Origin of the sequence: Hyphomicrobium sp. (assembly GCF_047600905.1) — a bacterium.
Classification (GTDB): domain Bacteria; phylum Pseudomonadota; class Alphaproteobacteria; order Rhizobiales; family Hyphomicrobiaceae; genus Hyphomicrobium_B.
The window spans coordinates 962,212-980,094 of record NZ_JASGKD010000001.1 but is presented as its reverse complement, the minus strand read 5'-3'; the positions used below and the strand labels follow the sequence as shown (position 1 = coordinate 980,094).

Below are 17,883 nucleotides of genomic sequence, written 5' to 3'. Positions count from 1 at the left end.
GCCGAATGTTCGAGAACCTTGCGGACGGGACAGCACTTCCCGTCCGCTTTTGTTTTCAATCTCAGGGATTGGCCGTGTTGAACGTATCGCAAGCATCCATGCGGCCTGACTCCAGCCCCGCCTTGAACCAGTGGACACGTTGTGCCGCGGTGCCGTGCGTGAAGGCGTCGGGCACGATGCGGCCCGTCATCTTCTTCTGGATCATGTCGTCACCGATTTGAGACGCCGCATTCAGGGCCTCCTCGACGTCGCCCGGCTGCAACCGCTTTTTCATCTGATCGTTGAGGTTTGCCCAAACACCGGCAAGGCAATCGGCCTGCAGTTCGGTTCTGACTTGAATTTGGTTGGCCGTCGCCTCATCGCCCGCGCGCTCTTTCAGCTGCTGCACCTTCTCGAGGATACCGAGCTGGTTCTGCACGTGATGGCCGACTTCGTGCGCAACGACATACGCTTGCGCGAAATCACCGGCGACGTTGAACCGTCGCTTCAGCTCATCATAGAAACCAAGGTCGATGTAGACCTTCTGATCGAGCGGGCAATAGAACGGCCCCATCGCTGTCTGGCCGACACCGCACTGTGTTCGCGTTGCGCCCGAATAGATGACGAGCGTCGGATCGGGATAGCTTTTGCCAAAGCTCTTGAACACGCTGGTCCACACGTCTTCGGTATCCGCAAGCACCTTGCCGATGAATGCCTTCTCGGCATCGTCGTTACCTGCCGCCTGCGTTTGCGGCGATCCCGGCAACCCTGGAATTTCATTCGAGGGCGAGCGATCGGGCCGATCCGCCTGCGGCAGCTGCGGCATTTGAATTTGGCTGTTCGGTCCCAACAGGACATCCAGCGGATTGATCCCGAAGAACAGCATCACCGCGCCGATGATCAGCAAAGTCGTAATGCTGAACCCGCCGCGCCCGATAGGAATCTGAATTCCGTTGCCGCCGGGGAATTGGAAACCGCCTCCGCCGCCGTCCTGCCCGCGACGGTCCTCGACATTGCTGCTTTCGCGGTCATTTTGATCGTAGCGCATCGCGGACCTTCATCATCGTTCAACGTGGCGAATGAATATTGTGGCCCGGCGCCTGAATTCCAGCGCAGCCGGGTTCCATCTGCGGCACATACTGCACGGGCAAATGGCCTTTACAAGGGCATCTTTCGGGCCCTCGGCGCCGATATGGCGCTGGACTACGACTGCGGTTCGCCATTGCGTGTGCGCTTCGTCTTCGAAGCGCCCGGCAGCGCAAGAAGATCCGGCACCACCGCTAGGCCTTTCGCTTTCGGAAGCGGCCGCAAAAGCCCGCGCACGGCGCGCGAGGCAGCGACCGTCCCTTCGTCGGCGTAAGCTTCATGATTGCGCTCGATCTCGCCGAGATCATAGCGGTAATTGACCATCAGTCCGTGTGCTTCCCTGAGCCCCTTTTCCGATGTGTCGCCGAGCCAGTTGAGGCGTTCGAGCCGCGCTCCATTGCCGAGATGAAACCGCGCCACCTGATCGACGGGCCGCTCGTCACTGGAACGCGCCATCAGATAATAGTAGGCCGCAAGACCCATCAACGCCGATTGAAGCTCGTCGGTGCCGGGCGCATCCTTCTGAGCATCCTCGACCCAACGCGGGTCCCTGAGACGGGCAAGCGCCTTGCGGTCGTCCGCACTCACCGGCACTTCGCTGCCGCTCGCCAGCGCGCGATCAACCCAGCGCGCGAAACTCGGCGCTGGCGACAGCGTCACGAAGGTTCTCAGCGACGCGACATCCCGAGCCAGATCCTCGACCACCTGTTTCAGAAGGAAGTTACCGAACGAGACGCCTTTCAGCCCTTCCTGACAGTTCGAGATCGAATAGAAAACCGCGGTCGTCGGCGGCGCCTGCTCATCTGCGCTCCGGCTGTCGAGCACCGTCGAGATCGCATCCGGCATCTCGCGCATCAGCGCGACCTCGACGAAAATCAGCGGCTCATCGACAAGCGCCGGATGGAAAAACGCGAAACAGCGCCGATCCTTCGGGTCAAGCCGGCGGCGCAGATCATCCCAGCCGCGAATTTCATGCACCGCTTCGTATTGGATGATCTTTTCCAAGATCGCGGCCGGCGTCTGCCAATCGATCCGCCGCAGAACGAGGAAGCCGCGGTTGAACCACGATGACAGCAGCCGCTCGAGATCGCGGTCGACCGCCGCCAGCGCCTCGTCCGACTTGATATGCCGCAGCAGATCGGCGCGCAGCGCGACGATCTCGGCCGTAGCTCCGGCGGCAAGATTGAGCCGCCTGAAAAATTCAAGGCGCGGGCTGTAGGAAGCTTTCTGGAGGCGTGCGAGCGTCTTGTCCGACGGCTGATCGAGATAATTCCGCGCTGCCTCGGCCACGGCTCCCGCATCAGGTTGCAGATCGTCCGCTAGAAAACGATAGAACGCTAGCCGTTCGTCGCTCCCCGCCTTTTTGAACTGATTGAGAAGCTGTCGCGCGATCGCGACGCCGGAAGCTTCGCCCCGCCCCGACATCAGCGCCCGCGACAGGACCTCGATCGACTCCCCGCCCTCGTCCCGGAATAGTGCTTTTGGAAGCAGGGCACGTCCCTGCTCGGCGACGGCAGCCATCAGTTCCTGAAAGAACGAAACGTTGACGCGATCTGCCATGACTGGCCTCAGGCTCCTGCCGTTAATCTTTGCTTAACCGTATGGGTCGAGCATCCCGTCGTTGATTGTATAGGGCATTTTCCCCATGACCGATCCCTTTTCGACCGGACGGCCGGCCTCGAGCCTCGCCGCCGCAAAGAATGATACCGGTCGCGTGGCCTTTTGCGGACCCTACGTGCTCTCGGCAATTACCGGCTACGGTATTTCAAAAATCGAGGATGTGATCCGCGAAGGCCGTGAGTTGCCGGCGCATCGAAAACCCGTTGTCCGCGGCACATACGCCGACGAGGTCGAAGCCGCACTCGCCTATTTCGGCTATCGCATGGAGCTGAAGGAAAGCCACATGCACCGCGCCAGGAAAGAGCGGCCGACGCTCTGGACGTGGATGCAGAAGCCGCGCAGCGCCTGGGCCTACTACATTCTGGCGATCCATAAGGGCAAGGAAGGCCACTGGATTCTCGTGAAGGGCGTCAAAATGTGCGACACCTTCACCGAAGGTAAATGGACTTTCGTCGTCGATGGCCCCCATCGCGGCTGCCGGATCATGGAAGTCTTCGAGGTCCGCAAAGCCCACGACGCCTGAGACGTCGCGCCATCCGCGGTCGGACCATGAACGTCGCGTGAACTCGCGCGTCAGGGGTTATTCAACCCATTGAGCCTATTCTCCTGCCGACGCTCACTATGGACTGGCAAAGGAGAAGAGGCCGGTGTCCGAATTTTTTCGATCAGGCGCCATCCTGTTGATGGCTGTCGCTGTCCTGACCGCGGGCGTCGCCGTCATTTTCTACGGCTGAGCCGCGGAAATTGACCTGGCGCAATCGAGACGTGCGAAACGTCTTGTCGCGGTCGATAAGTTACGCCACTTAAAGGGGGCTTCGGCCCCTTTTTCTTGGCGTCTCGCACGAGCTCACTTGGCTGACACATCCTATTCTCATCTTCTGAAAGATGCCCAGGCGCGTCTCTCCGATTACCTGACGCCTTCGATCCGGCTCGGTGTGACCGGCCTCTCCCGCGCGGGTAAAACGGTCTTCATCACCGCGCTCGTCAGAAACCTCGTCAGCGGCGGCCGCCTGCCGTTTTTTGCCGCCGATGCCGAACATCGGATCGTGCGTGCCTATCTCGAACCGCAGCCCGACGACAGCGTCCCGCGTTTCGACTACGAGGCTCACCTCGCCGATCTGCTCTCGACGCCGCCGATCTGGCCCGAGAGTACGAAACGGATCTCGGAACTGCGCGTCACGATTGAATATCGCTCGGCCTATGCATTGAAGCGTTTGGCGGGATATTCCAAGTTGCACGTCGATATCGTCGATTATCCCGGCGAATGGCTTATCGATCTGCCGATGCTCGAGCAGGACTATCGCACTTTCTCGGCGACCGCCCTTGCGCTCGCGAACTCCCAATCCCGCGCCGAATTCGCCAAGCCGTTTCTTGATTTTCTCGCCGGCACCGATCCAGCCGCAGCCGAGGATGAGCAGATCGCCATTACCGGCGCCAGGCTCTTTACCGCCTATTTGCGCGCGATGCGCGATAGCGGCGCCCAATCGACGCTTGCCCCCGGCCGCTTCCTCCTCCCGGGTGAACTCGATGGTTCGCCGCTGCTGACGTTTTTCCCGATGCCGCTGACATCGGATGAACGTCTGCCTCGCGGTTCACTGGCTGCCATGATGGCGCGCCGCTTCGAGAGCTATAAGACCCTCGTCGTCAAACCGTTCTTCAACGATCATTTTGCCCGTCTCGACCGCCAGATCGTTCTCGTCGATGTGTTGACGGCCCTGCACCGCGGCGCCGAAGCCGTCGGCGATCTCGAACGCGCCATGACGGAAATTCTGCGCGCCTTTCGTCCCGGCGCCAACTCCTGGCTCTCGATGTTTCTTGGTCGCCGCATCGACCGCGTATTGTTCGCGGCGACCAAGGCCGATCACCTTCCGGCGTCGAGCCACGACCGTCTCGAAGCGATCCTGCGGGAAATCCTACAGGAGGCTGTCAAGCGTGCTCAGACTGAAGGCGCTGGTGTCCACGCCCTGGCGCTGTCAGCGTTGCGAGCGACGCGAGAGGCAACGGCACGGCAGGGCCGAGAAAGCCTCCCGTGCTTGCGTGGCACGCCCATCAAGGGTGAACGGATCGGCGACGTGACCTTCGACGGCGCGACCGAAGCAGCGATCTTTCCGGGCGACCTTCCCGTCGACCCCACCGCCGCATTGAATGCGGCCCGTCACGCCAAATCCGCCTCCCTGGAACTCGTCCGTTTCGCGCCGCCGAAGCTGGCGGATACTCTTCCCGATGGCAAACCGGCCGCATTTCCGCATATCAGATTGGATCGCGCCCTTGATTTCCTGATCTCGGACTATCTCACATGAGCATCGAGGACGACGCAGTTCCGCCGCGAAAGCCCCGCGTCTTCAAGGCGGACGACATTACCGAAGACGTCGACTTCACGACCGATGACATTCCGGCCGGCGGCGCCGTGACCACTCGGCGCCAAGAGGCTGCCGCGCGAAGATTGACTGTCGCAGACATCAATCGCGGTTTCCGGTTCGGCGGAATTCTATTTTCGGCAATGGCGGCGCTCGCTTCAATCGCGGCCGGTCTGTGGTTCACGCGCTTCGTTTCGGTCGCCCTCGAACGACAGGACTGGGTCGGTTGGGTCGCGTTCGGCCTGATGGTCGTCATCGGCTTGGCGCTTCTCGGGATCGTCCTGCGCGAACTCCTCGGTTTCCGACGCCTCGCCCGCCTCGCCCGGCTGAGATCACTCGTCAGGGCAACGATCGCCAACCCCGATGCCGCCTCCGAACGCAAAGCCGTTTCCGCTTTGCTCGCGCACTATCGCGGCCGCCCAGATCTCGCCTGGGGCTTGGCGCGCGTCAAAGACCACTCCGGCGACGTCCTCGAAAAGGGCGAGCTTCTGAGGCTTTCGGATCGCGAGCTTCTTCACCCCATCGACCGCGAAGCCCGAAAGGTCATCCTCGCATCCGCAAAGCGCGTCGCGACGGTCACGGCTCTGTCTCCGATCATGTGGATCGCGATGGGATTCGTTCTGGTCGAGAACATCCGCATGTTTCGCGCCATCGCTGCGCTCTATGGCGGAAGGCCGGGCCTTCTCGGCGCTCTGCGTTTGGCGCGAAATGTCGTCGGCCACATCGTCGCGACCGGGGGCATCGCAATGACGGACGATCTTTTGGGGCAGTTTGTCGGTCAGGACGTTCTGCGCAGGCTTTCGCGCCGCCTGGGCGAAGGCGCTTTCAACGGCGCACTCACCTCCCGATTGGGAGTGGTGGCGGTCGAAGTCATCCGCCCGCTGCCGTACCTTGATGCCGAACCTCTCCGCGTTCGTGAAATCTTCAACGAGCTGATCCGCTCGCTGCGCGGCGCCGACAAACAAGCCGAAGGCTGAAAGACGTTGAGCGGCGCCGGCGATCAAGCCGCCTGCGCATCCGGCAGGGGCGTGACTTCGCCCGGCGTCGCGATTTTCCGTTCCCAATCGCGCGCCCGATGGCCGGCATCGACGAGCACGGGAGGCGGCCTGCGATCCTCGTTCGTCGCCAACGCCCACCGCTCGATCGGCCCCGCCCGTCGCGACGTCAGCCAGCTCACGGGCCCGGCGAGCACCAACCCGAGGATCACCGGTGACATCCAAGCCAGAAGCGCCGGCGAGACCGTCCACGCGATGGCACCCGCGATGCCGCCGATCGCCGTCTGCCAGCGCGCGAACCACATCGCATCGTCGAACGTGATGGCGCCGTCGTTGCGCTTCTGCGGCTTCCAGCCCGAGTCCCGTCCGGCAAGAATTTCAGCCGCCCCGATCGTCTGCGTCACCATGAAGATCGGCGCGATCAACATCGAGTAGACCGTCTCGATCAGGACGCCGATCGTCACCCGGAAGGCGCCAAAGAAATTATGCTCTTTGCGCATTTGCTTCCACGCCAGCAGCAAACCCAGCGCTTTCGGCAGCAGAACCACGACCATCGTACCCATGAACAGCCGCAAAGCAGCGCCGGGGTCGATCGTCGGCCAGATCGGAAACAACGTCTTGTCGTCGCGGAAATAGCTCGGGATCATCTGCTGGCCCTGCAATGCCAGCACGATACCGACGATCAGCGACAGTGCCCAGACCCCGGAAATGAGATACGAAGCAGCGCCCATGCCGAGGTGCAGACGCCCCATCGGCGTCAGTCCCGGCTGTGAGACGATCGCCAGGTGCTGAAGATTGCCTTGCGCCCAGCGCCGGTCGCGGGCCACCACGTCGATGATGTTAGGCGGCATGCCTTCATAGGAACCTTCCAGCGACGGCATCATGTGCACGCCATAGCCCGCCCGCTGCAAAAGGACGGCCTCGACAAAATCGTGGCTCATGATATGGCCGCCGAACGGCTTACGTCCGGGAAGGTCCGGCAGTCCCGCCGCCGAGGCAAAAGCCGCCGTCCGAATGATGGCGTTGTGACCCCAGTAGTTGCCCTGATCACGATGCCAAAACGCGAGGCCGGCGGCGACAGCCGGTCCATAGGTATTGCAAGCGAACTGCTGCAAGCGCTGAAGGAGCGTTTCGCCGCCGACCAGACGCGGCACCGTCTGGATCAGGCCGGCTTTAGGATCGTCCTCCATCGCTGCCGCCAGCGAGACCAGCGTCCCGCCCGACATGACGCTGTCCCCGTCGAGAATAATGAATGACTGGTATGTCCCCCCGAACCTCTGGACCCAGTCGGCGATATTGCCGGCCTTGCGCGCGGTATTCTTCAGCCGCCGGCGATAATAGATCGGGGTCTGAGATTCCAATTGCATCGCGAGCGCGCGATAGACCGCAGCTTCGCTGATGCCGGCCTCGTCTCCGCGCGTATCGGAAAGCACGAACACGTCGAAGGACGTGTTTCGATCGAGCGCCGAGAGCTCGCGAACCATGGCTTCGATGGCACCGGCAATGCGAGCCGGATCTTCGTGGTAGACGGGAAACAAAAGCGCCGTCCGCTCCGCCAGGGGCGATGTGGGAGGCGGCGGCTCGATCGTATCGGGCTGCTCACCGACGAACAGCGGCAAAAATCCAAGAGCAGCGCTCAAGCTGCCGATTGCGATCCAACCGAACGCAATCGTCGACAGGATAAGAAAGAGAAACTGGACTGGCGTGATGACCACGAACGACAGGATGCTGAAAAGCTCGTTCGCGAACGCCCCAGTCAGAACCGCCGCACCGGCAAAGATGGCGGTCCGCGGAACCCAATAGCCGCGCCGCTTTATTTCGCGAACCGCACGAACTGGCGCCGCAAAATCCTGCGTCGGCATATCGAGCGGCGCCGACGGCGGCAGATGCCACCACGGACCGGCATCGGGGGACGCTTTTGAATACGATGCGACTTCCGGCATCTCGCCAACGAAATTCTCGTTTACGGCTTTGTCCATCGATAGAGCCAAGTCTCAGAGACGGGTTGATCGCCTGCTTTCAGAACGCAACGAAGTTCGATGAGTTCATTGTCACCCGTAGCCAAATTGAAGGAGACTCGGACTCCGGAGATTTCGTTATTACGTTGGACATTGATGTTGGAAATCTGACCAGCACTCGCCGACAAATCGACCGTCGGCAAATCCTTCGCATCCTTGACGGACGGTCCCGCCAAATCGATGACGAACACGATGATGCCTGTCTTTTTGCCGTTTCCCACCCGCGTCTTGACGACGCGGGCCCCGGACCAGGACACCGGAACGTCGTCGCCCCAAAAGATTTTGTAGTTAAAGACGTGCGGGCCACCGGCAGCGAGCCCCTTCGAAGGCTTCCAATAGGCAGCGATATTATCGTGAATCTCGTCCTCGATGGGAATTTCCACGAGTTCGACGAAACCTTCCCCCCACGGACTTTCGGGCTCGATCCAGACAGACGGCCGCCGCTCGAAATGGCTTTCGAGATCTTCGTAGTTGTGGAAGTCGCGGTCCCTCTGCCAAAGACCAAAGCCCTTCGGGTCCTGATCCATGAATGCACTGAGCTGAAGCGTCTTCGGATTATTCAGCGGACGCCACAGCCGCTCGCCGTTGCCAGTAATCATGGCGAGCCCTTCGCTATCGTGGACGGCGGGCCGGATGTCCTCGACACGGCGCTGGCTCGATTGCCCGTGCAGGAACATGCTGGTCAACGGTCCGATACCGACGTGGCTGAGGGCGACGCGGGGATACAAGGTTGCTTCAACATCCATGATGGTCGTCTCGCCGGGCGAGATCGAAAAACGGTAGGCTCCGGTCGTCGATTGACTGTCGAGCAACGCGTGAACGACGAGTTCGGTTGCGATCGGCTTAGGCCGCTCGATCCAAAAGCTGCGAAAGAACGGGAATTCTTCTCCTCCGGGCTGCGCGGTGTTGAGGGCAAGCCCCCGGGCCGAGGCGCCGTAAGCCTCGGTTCGACCGACCGCACGGAAATAGCTCGCTCCTTGGAAGACAGTATATTCGTCGAATGCGTCGGCGCGATTGATCGGCCCGTGGATTCGAAAACCGGAAAATCCGAACGGCGCCGCCTCCGGCCCTGGGCCGATCAACGGCCCGAACGAGAAGAGCTTGCTATCGGCGACCAGCCTGGTCGCCTTGCCGCTCTCGACAATCCACAAATCGACGGGAACGTCATAGAGCCATCCCATCGCGAACGGCTGAATCTGGAAATCGAGATGATCGCCCTTCCAGATCGCTTTCTCCGGACGAAACCGAATATCGCGGTACTGGCTGTACGACAGTTTATTGAACGGTGGTGGCAGATCCATCGTCGGCTTGACGAACGGCTGATCCGAAAGCCGTTTGGCCTCGGTTTTTACTGTGGTCGCGGCAAACGACGTTCCCTGTTGGCCTTGCTGTGGCGCCGGAGACGCCCCGTCAGCGCGCGCGGCTGTTGCTGCCAACGCCAATTTGGCGAGGCCGATGGCAAAAGTTCCCCCGACCGCCTTCTCAAGCAGTTCCCGGCGATCGACAATTTTTCCTGTCATTTCCGATTTCAGCCAACCCTTGCGGCACGCATGCTCAACCCGCGCGCTATTTCATCAGCGCGTTCGCGAATAACCCAAATCTGCTATCGAATGATTGTGGCAGATTTTCCACGCGCATGACCGGACCGTGTGACTTTCTCGTCAACGAATTATAAAGAGCGAGGCGTCGGTCACCCCTCCAGAGGGACGGCAAGCAGATCCTCGATCCAGTTTCCTCCCGGTCGGCTTTTTTGCAACGGTCTATACCGATCGCCGCCTCCTCCCCCATGAATTTACGCCAACGACTGCCTTGAGTCTTCGAGCGTCAATACCCGATCGGAGCAACCGGAGCCCCACGTTCGCGGGCAAAGACGGCGTCCAGGGACCTCATCGGTTTCGACTCTGATCAGTCGAAAAACCTCGCGCGCAAACGACAATTGGTGGCTGAAATTGCCGTCGGCGCGATCTCTACTCCCAACGTGCTGCGCGCAGCTTATCCAGCCTTCGAGCCCAAAGTCCGACAAAAATTGCGACGGCGATTTTCATTATCCTCTTTGATATTAGCGCGCCGAGCCTTATGCAGATGACGGGACGGCTCTCATCCCAAAGAAGACATCGCCACGACGGAATTCGACGCCGCGGCGTCCAGCCTGAAGGCCACTTCGACCAAATTTGGGTGGCGATGTGTTCGCCGTGTGGCACCATCAACGCTCGTGACTTTTACGTCACAAATCCCGGCAATTCCACAGCCGGACACCTGTCCACTATTCCCCGACCGAATCAGATCTGCTTAAAACATAATCCTGAGCGGTGATTCGGGGGGAAGCCCGTTGGCCGCAAAGACGGGTTTGAGGACGGGTAAATAGCACCAAAGAAAAGAAGAGTGTTGGGCCGGACGGTTGTGTTCTGCCTGTCATTCCTCAAGTCGAAGCAGACGGGAGTAGTTCTATGAACAAGTACAGTCTGAGTGCCCTGGCGGCGGCAGGCCTGATTGCGGGCAGCCTGTCAACCGGCAGTGCATCGGCAGCTGACCTCGGGGGGAACTGCTGCGCAGACCTCGAGGAGCGCATCGCAGAATTGGAAGCAACGACGGCACGCAAGGGCAACCGCAAGGTTTCTCTCACCGTGTCGGGCTGGGTTGGCCAACAGGTCACCTGGTGGGACGACGGTGGCGAATCCAACGTCTACGTCAACGACCTTGGTTCGACGCTCGCCAGCCACGTGAAGTTCACGGGTCAGGCGACGATCATGCCGGGTTGGACCGCTGGTTATGTTCTTCATCTTGAAGCCGTCGGTTCCGACAGCTTGACGATGAATCAGGACACGCCGGATGGTCCCTCGGTCCTGACGGGCAAGGCAAACGGCGTCGGCACACTGCAGTCGTTCTGGTTCATCAAGAGCGACCAGCTCGGCAAGGTGTCGGTCGGCAAGCAATCGCAGGCTTCGGATAACACGGCCATCTTGGTTGACGGCTCGGGCTCGCTCGTTCCCGCCAACTGGGTGTCGTTCGACGTCAACGCCTTTAACGTTCGCAACAAGACGACTGGAAACCTCACGGACCTGACGTGGGGCGGCGCCGGCGGATGCGTCTGGGGTGACTGCAACGGTCTTCCGACCAACAACGTTCGCTACAACTCGCCATCGTTCGGTGGCTTCTCGGTATCGGCTTCGTGGGGTGAAGACGACTTCTGGGATATCGCCGCTCGCTACGCTGGTGAATGGGGTGACTTCAAAGTCGCTGGCGCAGTTGCCTATAGCGAAAGCTCGGATTTCAATACGAACTCCGTCAACATGGTGCAGCCCGCGGGCAGCCAGTATCTCCAAGTCGGCTTGTATGTTGAGCACGTCCCGACTGGCTTGTTCGCCTACGGCGCCTACGGCCATCTTGATGATAACGTCGCTGGGGTAGACTCCAACCAAACCTACTACGTCAAGGGCGGTATTCGTCAACGTTGGGTTCCGCTCGGTCACACGGTTCTCTACGGCGAGTATGAGCACGCCGAGAACAACCTGCCGACCACCATTGTTGATGATGGTGCGGGCACTCTCGGAGTTGCCGATGGTACGTCGATCAACATGTGGGGTGTCGGTGCTGTCCAGGAAATCGACACGGCTGCGATGTCAATCTGGCTCAAATACCGCAATCTCGACGCCAGCGCCGCTGTTGCAGGTTTCGACGCAGACCGCTTCCAAGAGTTGACCTTCGGTGCTCTGATCAACTTCTGATCCGACTTTCGTGGATCAAAAAGAGAAGGCCGCCCCATCCGGGCGGCCTTTTTGTTTGTGTACACAGACTATCCCCACCCTGATGCGTGGAAAACTCAAGTCCCCTGCATCACTGGGCAGCATTCAAATAAAGCATTGAAAACCAGATAGTTGGCTAAGTTTTTAGGCACCTGCCCAACTATGCAGCTAGTTGCGCGTGCGCCACATCGCCGGATTCGTCGCGGGAAATTTAGGCGCCGCAATTGTTGCTAACGCACGAATCACGGACTTTCCCCCCAAGCGGCGAAGTCACTCGGAAGGTGTTCCGCCGTGGAACGCTTTTTATGCGGCCGACAATACGGCGAACGCCAAGTACCGCGTCCACTACTAGAAGTGATGAAGACGGGAGAAGGTAGAATGAGGAAATTGAGGGTAGGCGCTCTGGTCGCTGCAGGCGTCCTCGCTGGCGGGTTCGCCACGAGCGCCTCTGCAGCGGACCTCGGAGGCAACTGCTGCGCGGACCTAGAGGAACGCATCGCAGAATTGGAAGCAACGACGGCACGCAAGGGCAACCGCAAGGTTTCTCTCACCGTGTCGGGCTGGGTTGGCCAACAGGTCACCTGGTGGGACGACGGTGGCGAATCCAACGTCTACGTCAACGACCTTGGTTCGACGCTCGCCAGCCACGTGAAGTTCACGGGCCAGGCGACGATCCTGCCGGGTTGGACCGCTGGTTATGTTCTTCATCTTGAAGCCGTCGGTTCCGACAGCTTGACGATAAATCAGGACACGCCGGATGGTCCCTCGGTCCTGACGGGCCATGCAAACGGCGTAGGCGTCCTGCAGTCGTTCTGGTTCATCAAGAGCGACCAGCTCGGCAAGGTGTCGATCGGTAAGCAATCGCAGGCTTCGGATAACGCGGCCATCTTGGTTGACGGTTCGGGCTCGCTCGTTCCCGCCAACTGGGTGTCGTTCGACGTCAACGCCTTCAACATTCGCAACCGGTCTACAGGCGAGCTTACTGGCCTGACGTGGGGCGGCGCCGGCGGATGCGTCTGGGGTGACTGCAACGGTCTTCCGACCAACAGCGTTCGCTACAACTCGCCGACCTTCGGTGGCTTCTCGGTATCGGCTTCGTGGGGTGAAGACGACTTCTGGGATATCGCCGCTCGCTACGCTGGTGATTGGGGTGATTTCAAAGTCGCCGGTGAAGTTGCCTATAGCCAAAGCTCGGATTTCAATACGAACTCCGTCAACATGGTGCAGCCGGCAGGCAGCGAATATCTCCAGGTTGGTTTGTACGCTGAGCACGTCCCGACCGGCTTGTTCATCTATGGCGCCTACGGCCATCTGGACCTGAATGATGATCTAACGCCGAACACTGGCGCCAACGAAACCTACTACATCAAGGGTGGTATTCGTCAGCGTTGGGTTCCGCTCGGTCACACAATTCTCTACGGCGAGTATGAGCACGCTGAAAACAATGCGCTCGTTGACGTGGATAGCGGTGGCTCGTTCGACGGCAGCTTCATCGGTACGACCGCGATCAACATGTGGGGTCTCGGCGCTGTCCAGGAAATCGACGCAGCTGCAATGTCTCTCTGGCTCAAGTATCGTCACATCGATGCAAGCGCCACGGACATCGACTTCGGCAAGCTCCCGACCAACTCCTTCCAGGAGTTGACCTTCGGCGCCCTGATCAACTTCTGATCTCCGGCCGACTGTTTGGAAATGCGAGAAGCCGCCCTCTGGGCGGCTTCTTTGCGTTTGCGACGCAGTCCGACGCATTGCTCTGGCGACCGGAAATTCCTAATTTCACGACATGTTCGAGACATTCTTCACCGAGCTGCGGTCGGCCAAGCTGCCTGTCACGCTGAAAGAGTACCTGACGCTGCTTGATGCCGTGCGCGCCGGTCTCGCCGGTGGCCGGGTCGAAGACTTCTACTACCTCGCACGCTCAACGCTGGTGAAAGACGAGCGCAACCTCGATCGCTTCGATCAGATCTTCGCCCATGTCTTCAAGGGGATCGAAAGCCTCTCCGATGCCGTCGAAGCCGAGATTCCCGAAGAATGGCTCCGTCGCATCAGCACCTTGCATCTATCCGACGAAGACAAGAAACGGATCGAAGAACTCGGCGGCTGGGACAAGATCATAGAAGAGCTGAAGAAGCGCCTTGCCGAGCAGAAAGAGCGCCACCAGGGCGGCAACAAATGGATCGGGACGGGAGGAACCTCACCGTTCGGCGCCTACGGATATAATCCGGCGGGCATCCGTATCGGACAGCAGGAAAGCCGGCATCGCCGCGCGATCAAAGTGTGGGACAAGCGCGAATTCAAGGACCTCGCCGGCACTGCAGAAATCGGCACCCGTACGATCAAGGTTGCCCTGCGCCGATTGCGCCAGTTCGCACGAACCGGGGCCGCATCCGAACTCGACCTCGACGGCACGATCCGCGGCACCGCCGAAAAGGGCTATCTCGATGTTCGCATGCGCGCCGAACGGCACAACACCGTAAAGCTGCTCATGTTCTTCGACATTGGCGGCTCTATGGACGATCACGTCAAGGAAGTCGAAGAGCTGTTCTCGGCGGCGCGCTCCGAGTTCAAGCACCTCGAATATTACTATTTCCACAACTGCCTTTACGAAGGCGTCTGGAAGGATAACGCCCGCCGCTACACCGACAAGATCGACACCTGGCAGGTCCTTCACACCTATCCGGCGGACTACAAGGTCATATTCATCGGCGACGCTTCGATGAGCCCCTATGAACTTACCGTAGCAGGCGGCTCGGTCGAACACATGAACGAAGAACCGGGCGCCATTTGGCTCAAGCGCGTGACCGGAATCTATAAGCACGCCATTTGGCTTAATCCGGTCGATCAGCGACACTGGGACTGGACCCCGTCGATCGGCATCGTCCGCAATTTGCTCGAGGACCGCATGTACCCGTTGACGCTGGACGGTCTCGATGCCGGCATGCGCGAGCTGATGCGCTAAGCCCTTCTTCGGCCCCACTCATCGCTACCATTGCGCGCAAGGTTGCATCTCAAATTGCTCAAGCCCGTGGAAATGGCCGCCGAACCATTGACCGGGGGCCGCGACTGCGCCATTGAAATGGAAAAGCGGGGGTGGGGGCATTCCCAATGAAAAACGTCAAAGTCATCCTGATCGCGGTTGCGAGCCTTATCGTTGGCGGCTGCGGCGCCACATTGCCGAAACTCCCGACCACGGGATCGCTGCTCGGCGGTTCCGACACCTCGAAGGAAAACAGGGATCCAAATGATCCTGTCGCACGCGCAATGGGCGTCGCGGCAACGTCGGCCCGCGCGGTCAAGTGCGGCTACAATTTCGATCCCGCAAAGCTCAAGAGCCAATACCTTGCCTCTGAGACCGCCCACGCTCCGGCGCTCGGCGATAAGCTTTCTCAGGTCTACGACACGGCGTTCGCGGGCGTGACGACCGCCATATCCGAGAAGGAAAAGGAAGAGCAATATTGCTTGCCCGAAAGGACGGCGCGGATCAAGGAAGCGCTCAATCGCAACCTCGCTGGCGATTACACACCCCCGCCTTCCGAATCTCCTGAGGACAGCGGCGGCCTTTTCAGCGGCTGGGGCAGCAATAATTCCGGAAATGGTGAGGGCGGCGCCAAAATGAAAGAGATGATGGCTAATTAGCGATCATCTCTCTGCGGCTCGCTTCCTAACGGCGTTTTCGGAGCAATCGCGTGGAGCGGATTCTCTGGGCGGAAATCGCGATCAAGAGCACCCTTGGCCTCATTCTCTTGTTGGCTCCCCTCCTCGCGTCGTCTCTGGCAGGCATTCAAAGACCGAACACCGGCTTTTGGCCAAGGCTAACCGGAGCATTGACGCTCGCAGTTGCGGTCAGCATCTGGATCGGACTTCACTTTCCTGACGCACGCGGTTCGATCGGCCCGGCGGCTCTCGTACCGATCAACCTTATATCAGCCACGACGTTGCTCACGACTTTGGTGCTCGGAGCCGCAGCCGAGACGCGGCGCGGCAAGCTCGTCGTCGCGGCCGGAGCCGTGGTTCTTCTTGCTCTCGGATTTCTCGAAATAGCCCACATATGACTGGGCAGCATCGTCCTATTTGACGCCGAGCTTCTTCTGCAGGCTCGAGGATGACGTCGTGTATTGGAACATCAGCTTCTTATCGGGATACACGATTTTGTGGGCCGCTTGGGCCATCAGCGCCGCTTCATGGAAGCCCGAAAGAATAAGCTTCAGCTTACCGGGATAAGTATTGATGTCGCCAATCGCAAAAATCCCGTGCTCGCTCGTTTCGAAGCGCTCGGTATCGACCACGATCAAGTTCTCATGGAGATTGAGGCCCCAATCGGCGACCGGACCAAGCTTCATCGTCAAGCCGAAGAACGGCAGCATCGCCGTGCAGGCGATCTTCTCCGTTCCCGAGGCAGTCTTGACGTCCAGCGCCGACAATTGCCCGTTCGCGCCTTCGAGACCGGCCACCTGTCCGATCAGCAGACGAACAGTCGCTTCCTCGACCATCTTGCGCATCTTGTCGACAGAATGCGGCGCCGCGCGGAATTCGTCGCGACGATGAATGAGTGTCAAACTCTTCGCGACCGGTGCGAGGTTCAGCGTCCAATCGAGCGCACTGTCGCCGCCGCCGACGATGACAATATCCTTGCCGCGCATCGATTCAATTTTTCGCACGGAATAGAAGACGGACTTGCCTTCATAATCTTCGATGCCGTTGAGCGGCGGCCGCTTCGGCGTGAAGGATCCGCCACCGGCCGCGACGACCACAACCTTGGCGATGAATTCCGTCCCGGCGTCGGTCACGAGATGAAAGCGCCCGTCGTCCCGCTTCGTCAGGCTGTCGATCCGCTCGCTGAAATGGAACACCGGGCTGAACGGCTTGATCTGCTCCATCAAGCGTTCTGTCAGTTCCTGCCCCGTAACGATAGGAAGGGCAGGTACGTCATAGATCGGCTTCTCCGGATAGAGCTCCGCACACTGGCCGCCCGGCCGGTCGAGAATGTCGATGACGTGCGCCTTGATATCGAGAAGGCCCAATTCAAACACGGCGAAAAGCCCGCACGGCCCCGCCCCGATGATCACAGCGTCTGTCTCGATCGGACCGCTGGCCTCCGGACTGCCGGATGCGATGGAATTCGTATCGGTCATGGCGATCGCCCGCTGATGCTTCGGTTTCAGAATTGCTTGGCCGGAACTCGCACGACCAGGCCATCGATCGCGTCGGAAATCTTGATCTGGCATGAAAGCCTGCTGCCGTCGCGAACGTCGAACGCGAAGTCCAGCATGTCTTCTTCCATGTCGCTCGCCTTGCCGACTTTATCGCGCCAGGCTTCGTCGACGTACACATGGCAGGTCGCACACGCACACGCGCCACCGCATTCCGCCTCGATACCGGCGATATCGTTGAGCTTGGCTGCCTCCATGACTGTAAGCCCGTTTTCCGCTTCCACCGTCTGACTTTCGCCGTCGGGCTGGATGAACGTGATTTTCGTCATGGTTGCGCGAGTATCCTTGCGGCTTGGAAAGGCCGATTTCGAACGGCCTCAGACGGCTGGGGATCGTAGGTTAGCGCGCACACTTAGAGGCAGGCCGCCGGTATTTCAAGCCGAACGGCCGCGGTGCGTCAGGGAGGCCCAAAAGTGAACTGCGGCGGCTACGCCCTGATGGCTGTTTTCTCAACAAAAGCGCTGGCTTCGGAGGCGGCAGCTTCGAGCTTCGAGATCGCCTCTGAGCGCGCGGTGGTGCCACCCCCGGAGGCAAGCCCTTCCGCATTTTCGGCAAGCGTGGCAATCCGCCAGGCGCCAACGGCTCGGCTCGATCCCTTAAGCGTATGCGCCGCGATCTTCCAATCCCGAGCGGTCACCGCCGATCGCAGCGCGGCGATCGTTTCCGAAAGCTGCCCAAGATAAAGCCCCAAAACCTCGGCTTCGAGCGCTTTATCGCCAAGTGTGTAGCGGTCCAGATGAGCCAGGTCGACGGGGAGATCTCCGGCGTCCTGTCGCTTATCCGGCCTATGGAGATCGAATGACCGAACCTGCGGAACATCCATCGATGTGCACCTGAATCCTTCGCCTGCCCAGCAGGCACTTCCCGGCCGCGAC

At 60.1% G+C, this 17,883-nt stretch carries 15 protein-coding genes; 8 read left to right on the top strand and 7 right to left on the bottom strand.

The features are described 5' to 3' along the window. Nucleotides 1-61: 61 nt before the first annotated feature. Nucleotides 62-1,027 carry a neutral zinc metallopeptidase gene (locus tag QM780_RS04850; RefSeq protein ID WP_415069358.1) on the bottom strand — a complete coding sequence of 322 codons (966 nt, stop codon included), beginning with the start codon at nucleotides 1,025-1,027 and terminating at the stop codon, nucleotides 62-64. Between the two features lie 155 nt (nucleotides 1,028-1,182). Further along, a complete protein-coding gene (locus tag QM780_RS04845) occupies nucleotides 1,183-2,625 on the bottom strand; it encodes a malonyl-CoA decarboxylase (protein ID WP_415069357.1) in 1,443 nt (480 codons plus the stop codon). Nucleotides 2,626-2,710: 85 nt separating this feature from the next. Between QM780_RS04845 and QM780_RS04840 the strand changes: the two genes are divergently transcribed. From QM780_RS04840 to QM780_RS04830, 3 genes are all read left to right on the top strand, one after another. Continuing rightward, nucleotides 2,711-3,208 carry a hypothetical protein gene (locus QM780_RS04840; RefSeq protein ID WP_415069356.1) on the top strand — a complete coding sequence of 166 codons (498 nt, stop codon included), beginning with the start codon at nucleotides 2,711-2,713 and terminating at the stop codon, nucleotides 3,206-3,208. A 328-nt stretch (nucleotides 3,209-3,536) separates the two neighbouring features. Then, entirely contained in the window at nucleotides 3,537-4,985 is a 1,449-nt protein-coding gene (locus QM780_RS04835) for a YcjX family protein (protein ID WP_415069355.1), read from the top strand. Then, nucleotides 4,982-6,019 carry a YcjF family protein gene (locus tag QM780_RS04830; protein WP_415069354.1) on the top strand — a complete coding sequence of 346 codons (1,038 nt, stop codon included), beginning with the start codon at nucleotides 4,982-4,984 and terminating at the stop codon, nucleotides 6,017-6,019. The genes QM780_RS04835 and QM780_RS04830 overlap by 4 nt, the downstream gene beginning before the upstream one ends. A 23-nt stretch (nucleotides 6,020-6,042) precedes the next feature. On the opposite strand, the gene mdoH is transcribed toward QM780_RS04830, so the two are convergent. Together mdoH and QM780_RS04820 are read right to left on the bottom strand one after the other, a co-directional pair. Beyond that, nucleotides 6,043-8,016 (bottom strand): glucans biosynthesis glucosyltransferase MdoH, encoded by a 1,974-nt coding sequence (gene mdoH / locus QM780_RS04825; protein WP_415069353.1) that lies wholly within the window; start codon nucleotides 8,014-8,016, stop codon nucleotides 6,043-6,045. Continuing rightward, on the bottom strand, nucleotides 8,001-9,575 hold the full coding sequence (locus QM780_RS04820) for a glucan biosynthesis protein (protein WP_415069352.1): 1,575 nt from the start codon (nucleotides 9,573-9,575) through the stop codon (nucleotides 8,001-8,003). Before QM780_RS04820 ends, mdoH begins: the two co-directional genes overlap by 16 nt. Nucleotides 9,576-10,502: 927 nt before the next feature. Between QM780_RS04820 and QM780_RS04815 the strand changes: the two genes are divergently transcribed. The 5 genes from QM780_RS04815 (at nucleotide 10,503) to QM780_RS04795 (ending at nucleotide 15,850) form a co-directional block, all read left to right on the top strand. Next, entirely contained in the window at nucleotides 10,503-11,780 is a 1,278-nt protein-coding gene (locus QM780_RS04815; RefSeq protein WP_415069351.1) for a porin, read from the top strand. A 396-nt stretch (nucleotides 11,781-12,176) separates the two neighbouring features. Beyond that, entirely contained in the window at nucleotides 12,177-13,469 is a 1,293-nt protein-coding gene (locus QM780_RS04810; RefSeq protein WP_415069350.1) for a porin, read from the top strand. 112 nt (nucleotides 13,470-13,581) lie between these two features. Beyond that, nucleotides 13,582-14,757 carry a vWA domain-containing protein gene (locus QM780_RS04805; RefSeq protein WP_415069349.1) on the top strand — a complete coding sequence of 392 codons (1,176 nt, stop codon included), beginning with the start codon at nucleotides 13,582-13,584 and terminating at the stop codon, nucleotides 14,755-14,757. A 146-nt stretch (nucleotides 14,758-14,903) separates the two neighbouring features. Continuing rightward, on the top strand, nucleotides 14,904-15,434 hold the full coding sequence (locus tag QM780_RS04800) for a hypothetical protein (protein WP_415069348.1): 531 nt from the start codon (nucleotides 14,904-14,906) through the stop codon (nucleotides 15,432-15,434). Nucleotides 15,435-15,484: 50 nt separating this feature from the next. Then, nucleotides 15,485-15,850, top strand: coding sequence for an ABC transporter permease (locus QM780_RS04795; protein ID WP_415069347.1), 366 nt, complete (start codon nucleotides 15,485-15,487; stop codon nucleotides 15,848-15,850). A 15-nt stretch (nucleotides 15,851-15,865) separates the two neighbouring features. Here the strand turns inward: QM780_RS04795 and QM780_RS04790 are convergent, their stop codons facing one another. The 3 genes from QM780_RS04790 to QM780_RS04780 form a co-directional block, all read right to left on the bottom strand. Next, nucleotides 15,866-16,930 (bottom strand): NAD(P)/FAD-dependent oxidoreductase, encoded by a 1,065-nt coding sequence (locus QM780_RS04790; RefSeq protein WP_415069346.1) that lies wholly within the window; start codon nucleotides 16,928-16,930, stop codon nucleotides 15,866-15,868. A gap of 26 nt (nucleotides 16,931-16,956) precedes the next feature. Further along, a complete protein-coding gene (locus QM780_RS04785) occupies nucleotides 16,957-17,277 on the bottom strand; it encodes a 2Fe-2S iron-sulfur cluster-binding protein (RefSeq protein ID WP_415069345.1) in 321 nt (106 codons plus the stop codon). 158 nt (nucleotides 17,278-17,435) lie between these two features. Then, on the bottom strand, nucleotides 17,436-17,831 hold the full coding sequence (locus tag QM780_RS04780) for an Hpt domain-containing protein (protein ID WP_415069344.1): 396 nt from the start codon (nucleotides 17,829-17,831) through the stop codon (nucleotides 17,436-17,438). Between the last annotated feature and the right edge of the window lie 52 nt (nucleotides 17,832-17,883).

What these genes read in the sequence shown, in the direction of transcription:
- QM780_RS04790 (WP_415069346.1), bottom strand. Translation starts at nt 16,930, where the DNA reads ATGACCGATACGAATTCCATCGCATCCGGCAGTCCGGAGGCCAGCGGT.
- mdoH (WP_415069353.1), bottom strand. Translation starts at nt 8,016, where the DNA reads ATGGACAAAGCCGTAAACGAGAATTTCGTTGGCGAGATGCCGGAAGTC.
- QM780_RS04820 (WP_415069352.1), bottom strand. Translation starts at nt 9,575, where the DNA reads ATGACAGGAAAAATTGTCGATCGCCGGGAACTGCTTGAGAAGGCGGTC.
- QM780_RS04780 (WP_415069344.1), bottom strand. Translation starts at nt 17,831, where the DNA reads ATGGATGTTCCGCAGGTTCGGTCATTCGATCTCCATAGGCCGGATAAG.
- QM780_RS04830 (WP_415069354.1), top strand. Translation starts at nt 4,982, where the DNA reads ATGAGCATCGAGGACGACGCAGTTCCGCCGCGAAAGCCCCGCGTCTTC.
- QM780_RS04805 (WP_415069349.1), top strand. Translation starts at nt 13,582, where the DNA reads ATGTTCGAGACATTCTTCACCGAGCTGCGGTCGGCCAAGCTGCCTGTC.
- QM780_RS04840 (WP_415069356.1), top strand. Translation starts at nt 2,711, where the DNA reads ATGACCGATCCCTTTTCGACCGGACGGCCGGCCTCGAGCCTCGCCGCC.
- QM780_RS04845 (WP_415069357.1), bottom strand. Translation starts at nt 2,625, where the DNA reads ATGGCAGATCGCGTCAACGTTTCGTTCTTTCAGGAACTGATGGCTGCC.
- QM780_RS04800 (WP_415069348.1), top strand. Translation starts at nt 14,904, where the DNA reads ATGAAAAACGTCAAAGTCATCCTGATCGCGGTTGCGAGCCTTATCGTT.
- QM780_RS04810 (WP_415069350.1), top strand. Translation starts at nt 12,177, where the DNA reads ATGAGGAAATTGAGGGTAGGCGCTCTGGTCGCTGCAGGCGTCCTCGCT.
- QM780_RS04850 (WP_415069358.1), bottom strand. Translation starts at nt 1,027, where the DNA reads ATGCGCTACGATCAAAATGACCGCGAAAGCAGCAATGTCGAGGACCGT.
- QM780_RS04815 (WP_415069351.1), top strand. Translation starts at nt 10,503, where the DNA reads ATGAACAAGTACAGTCTGAGTGCCCTGGCGGCGGCAGGCCTGATTGCG.
- QM780_RS04785 (WP_415069345.1), bottom strand. Translation starts at nt 17,277, where the DNA reads ATGACGAAAATCACGTTCATCCAGCCCGACGGCGAAAGTCAGACGGTG.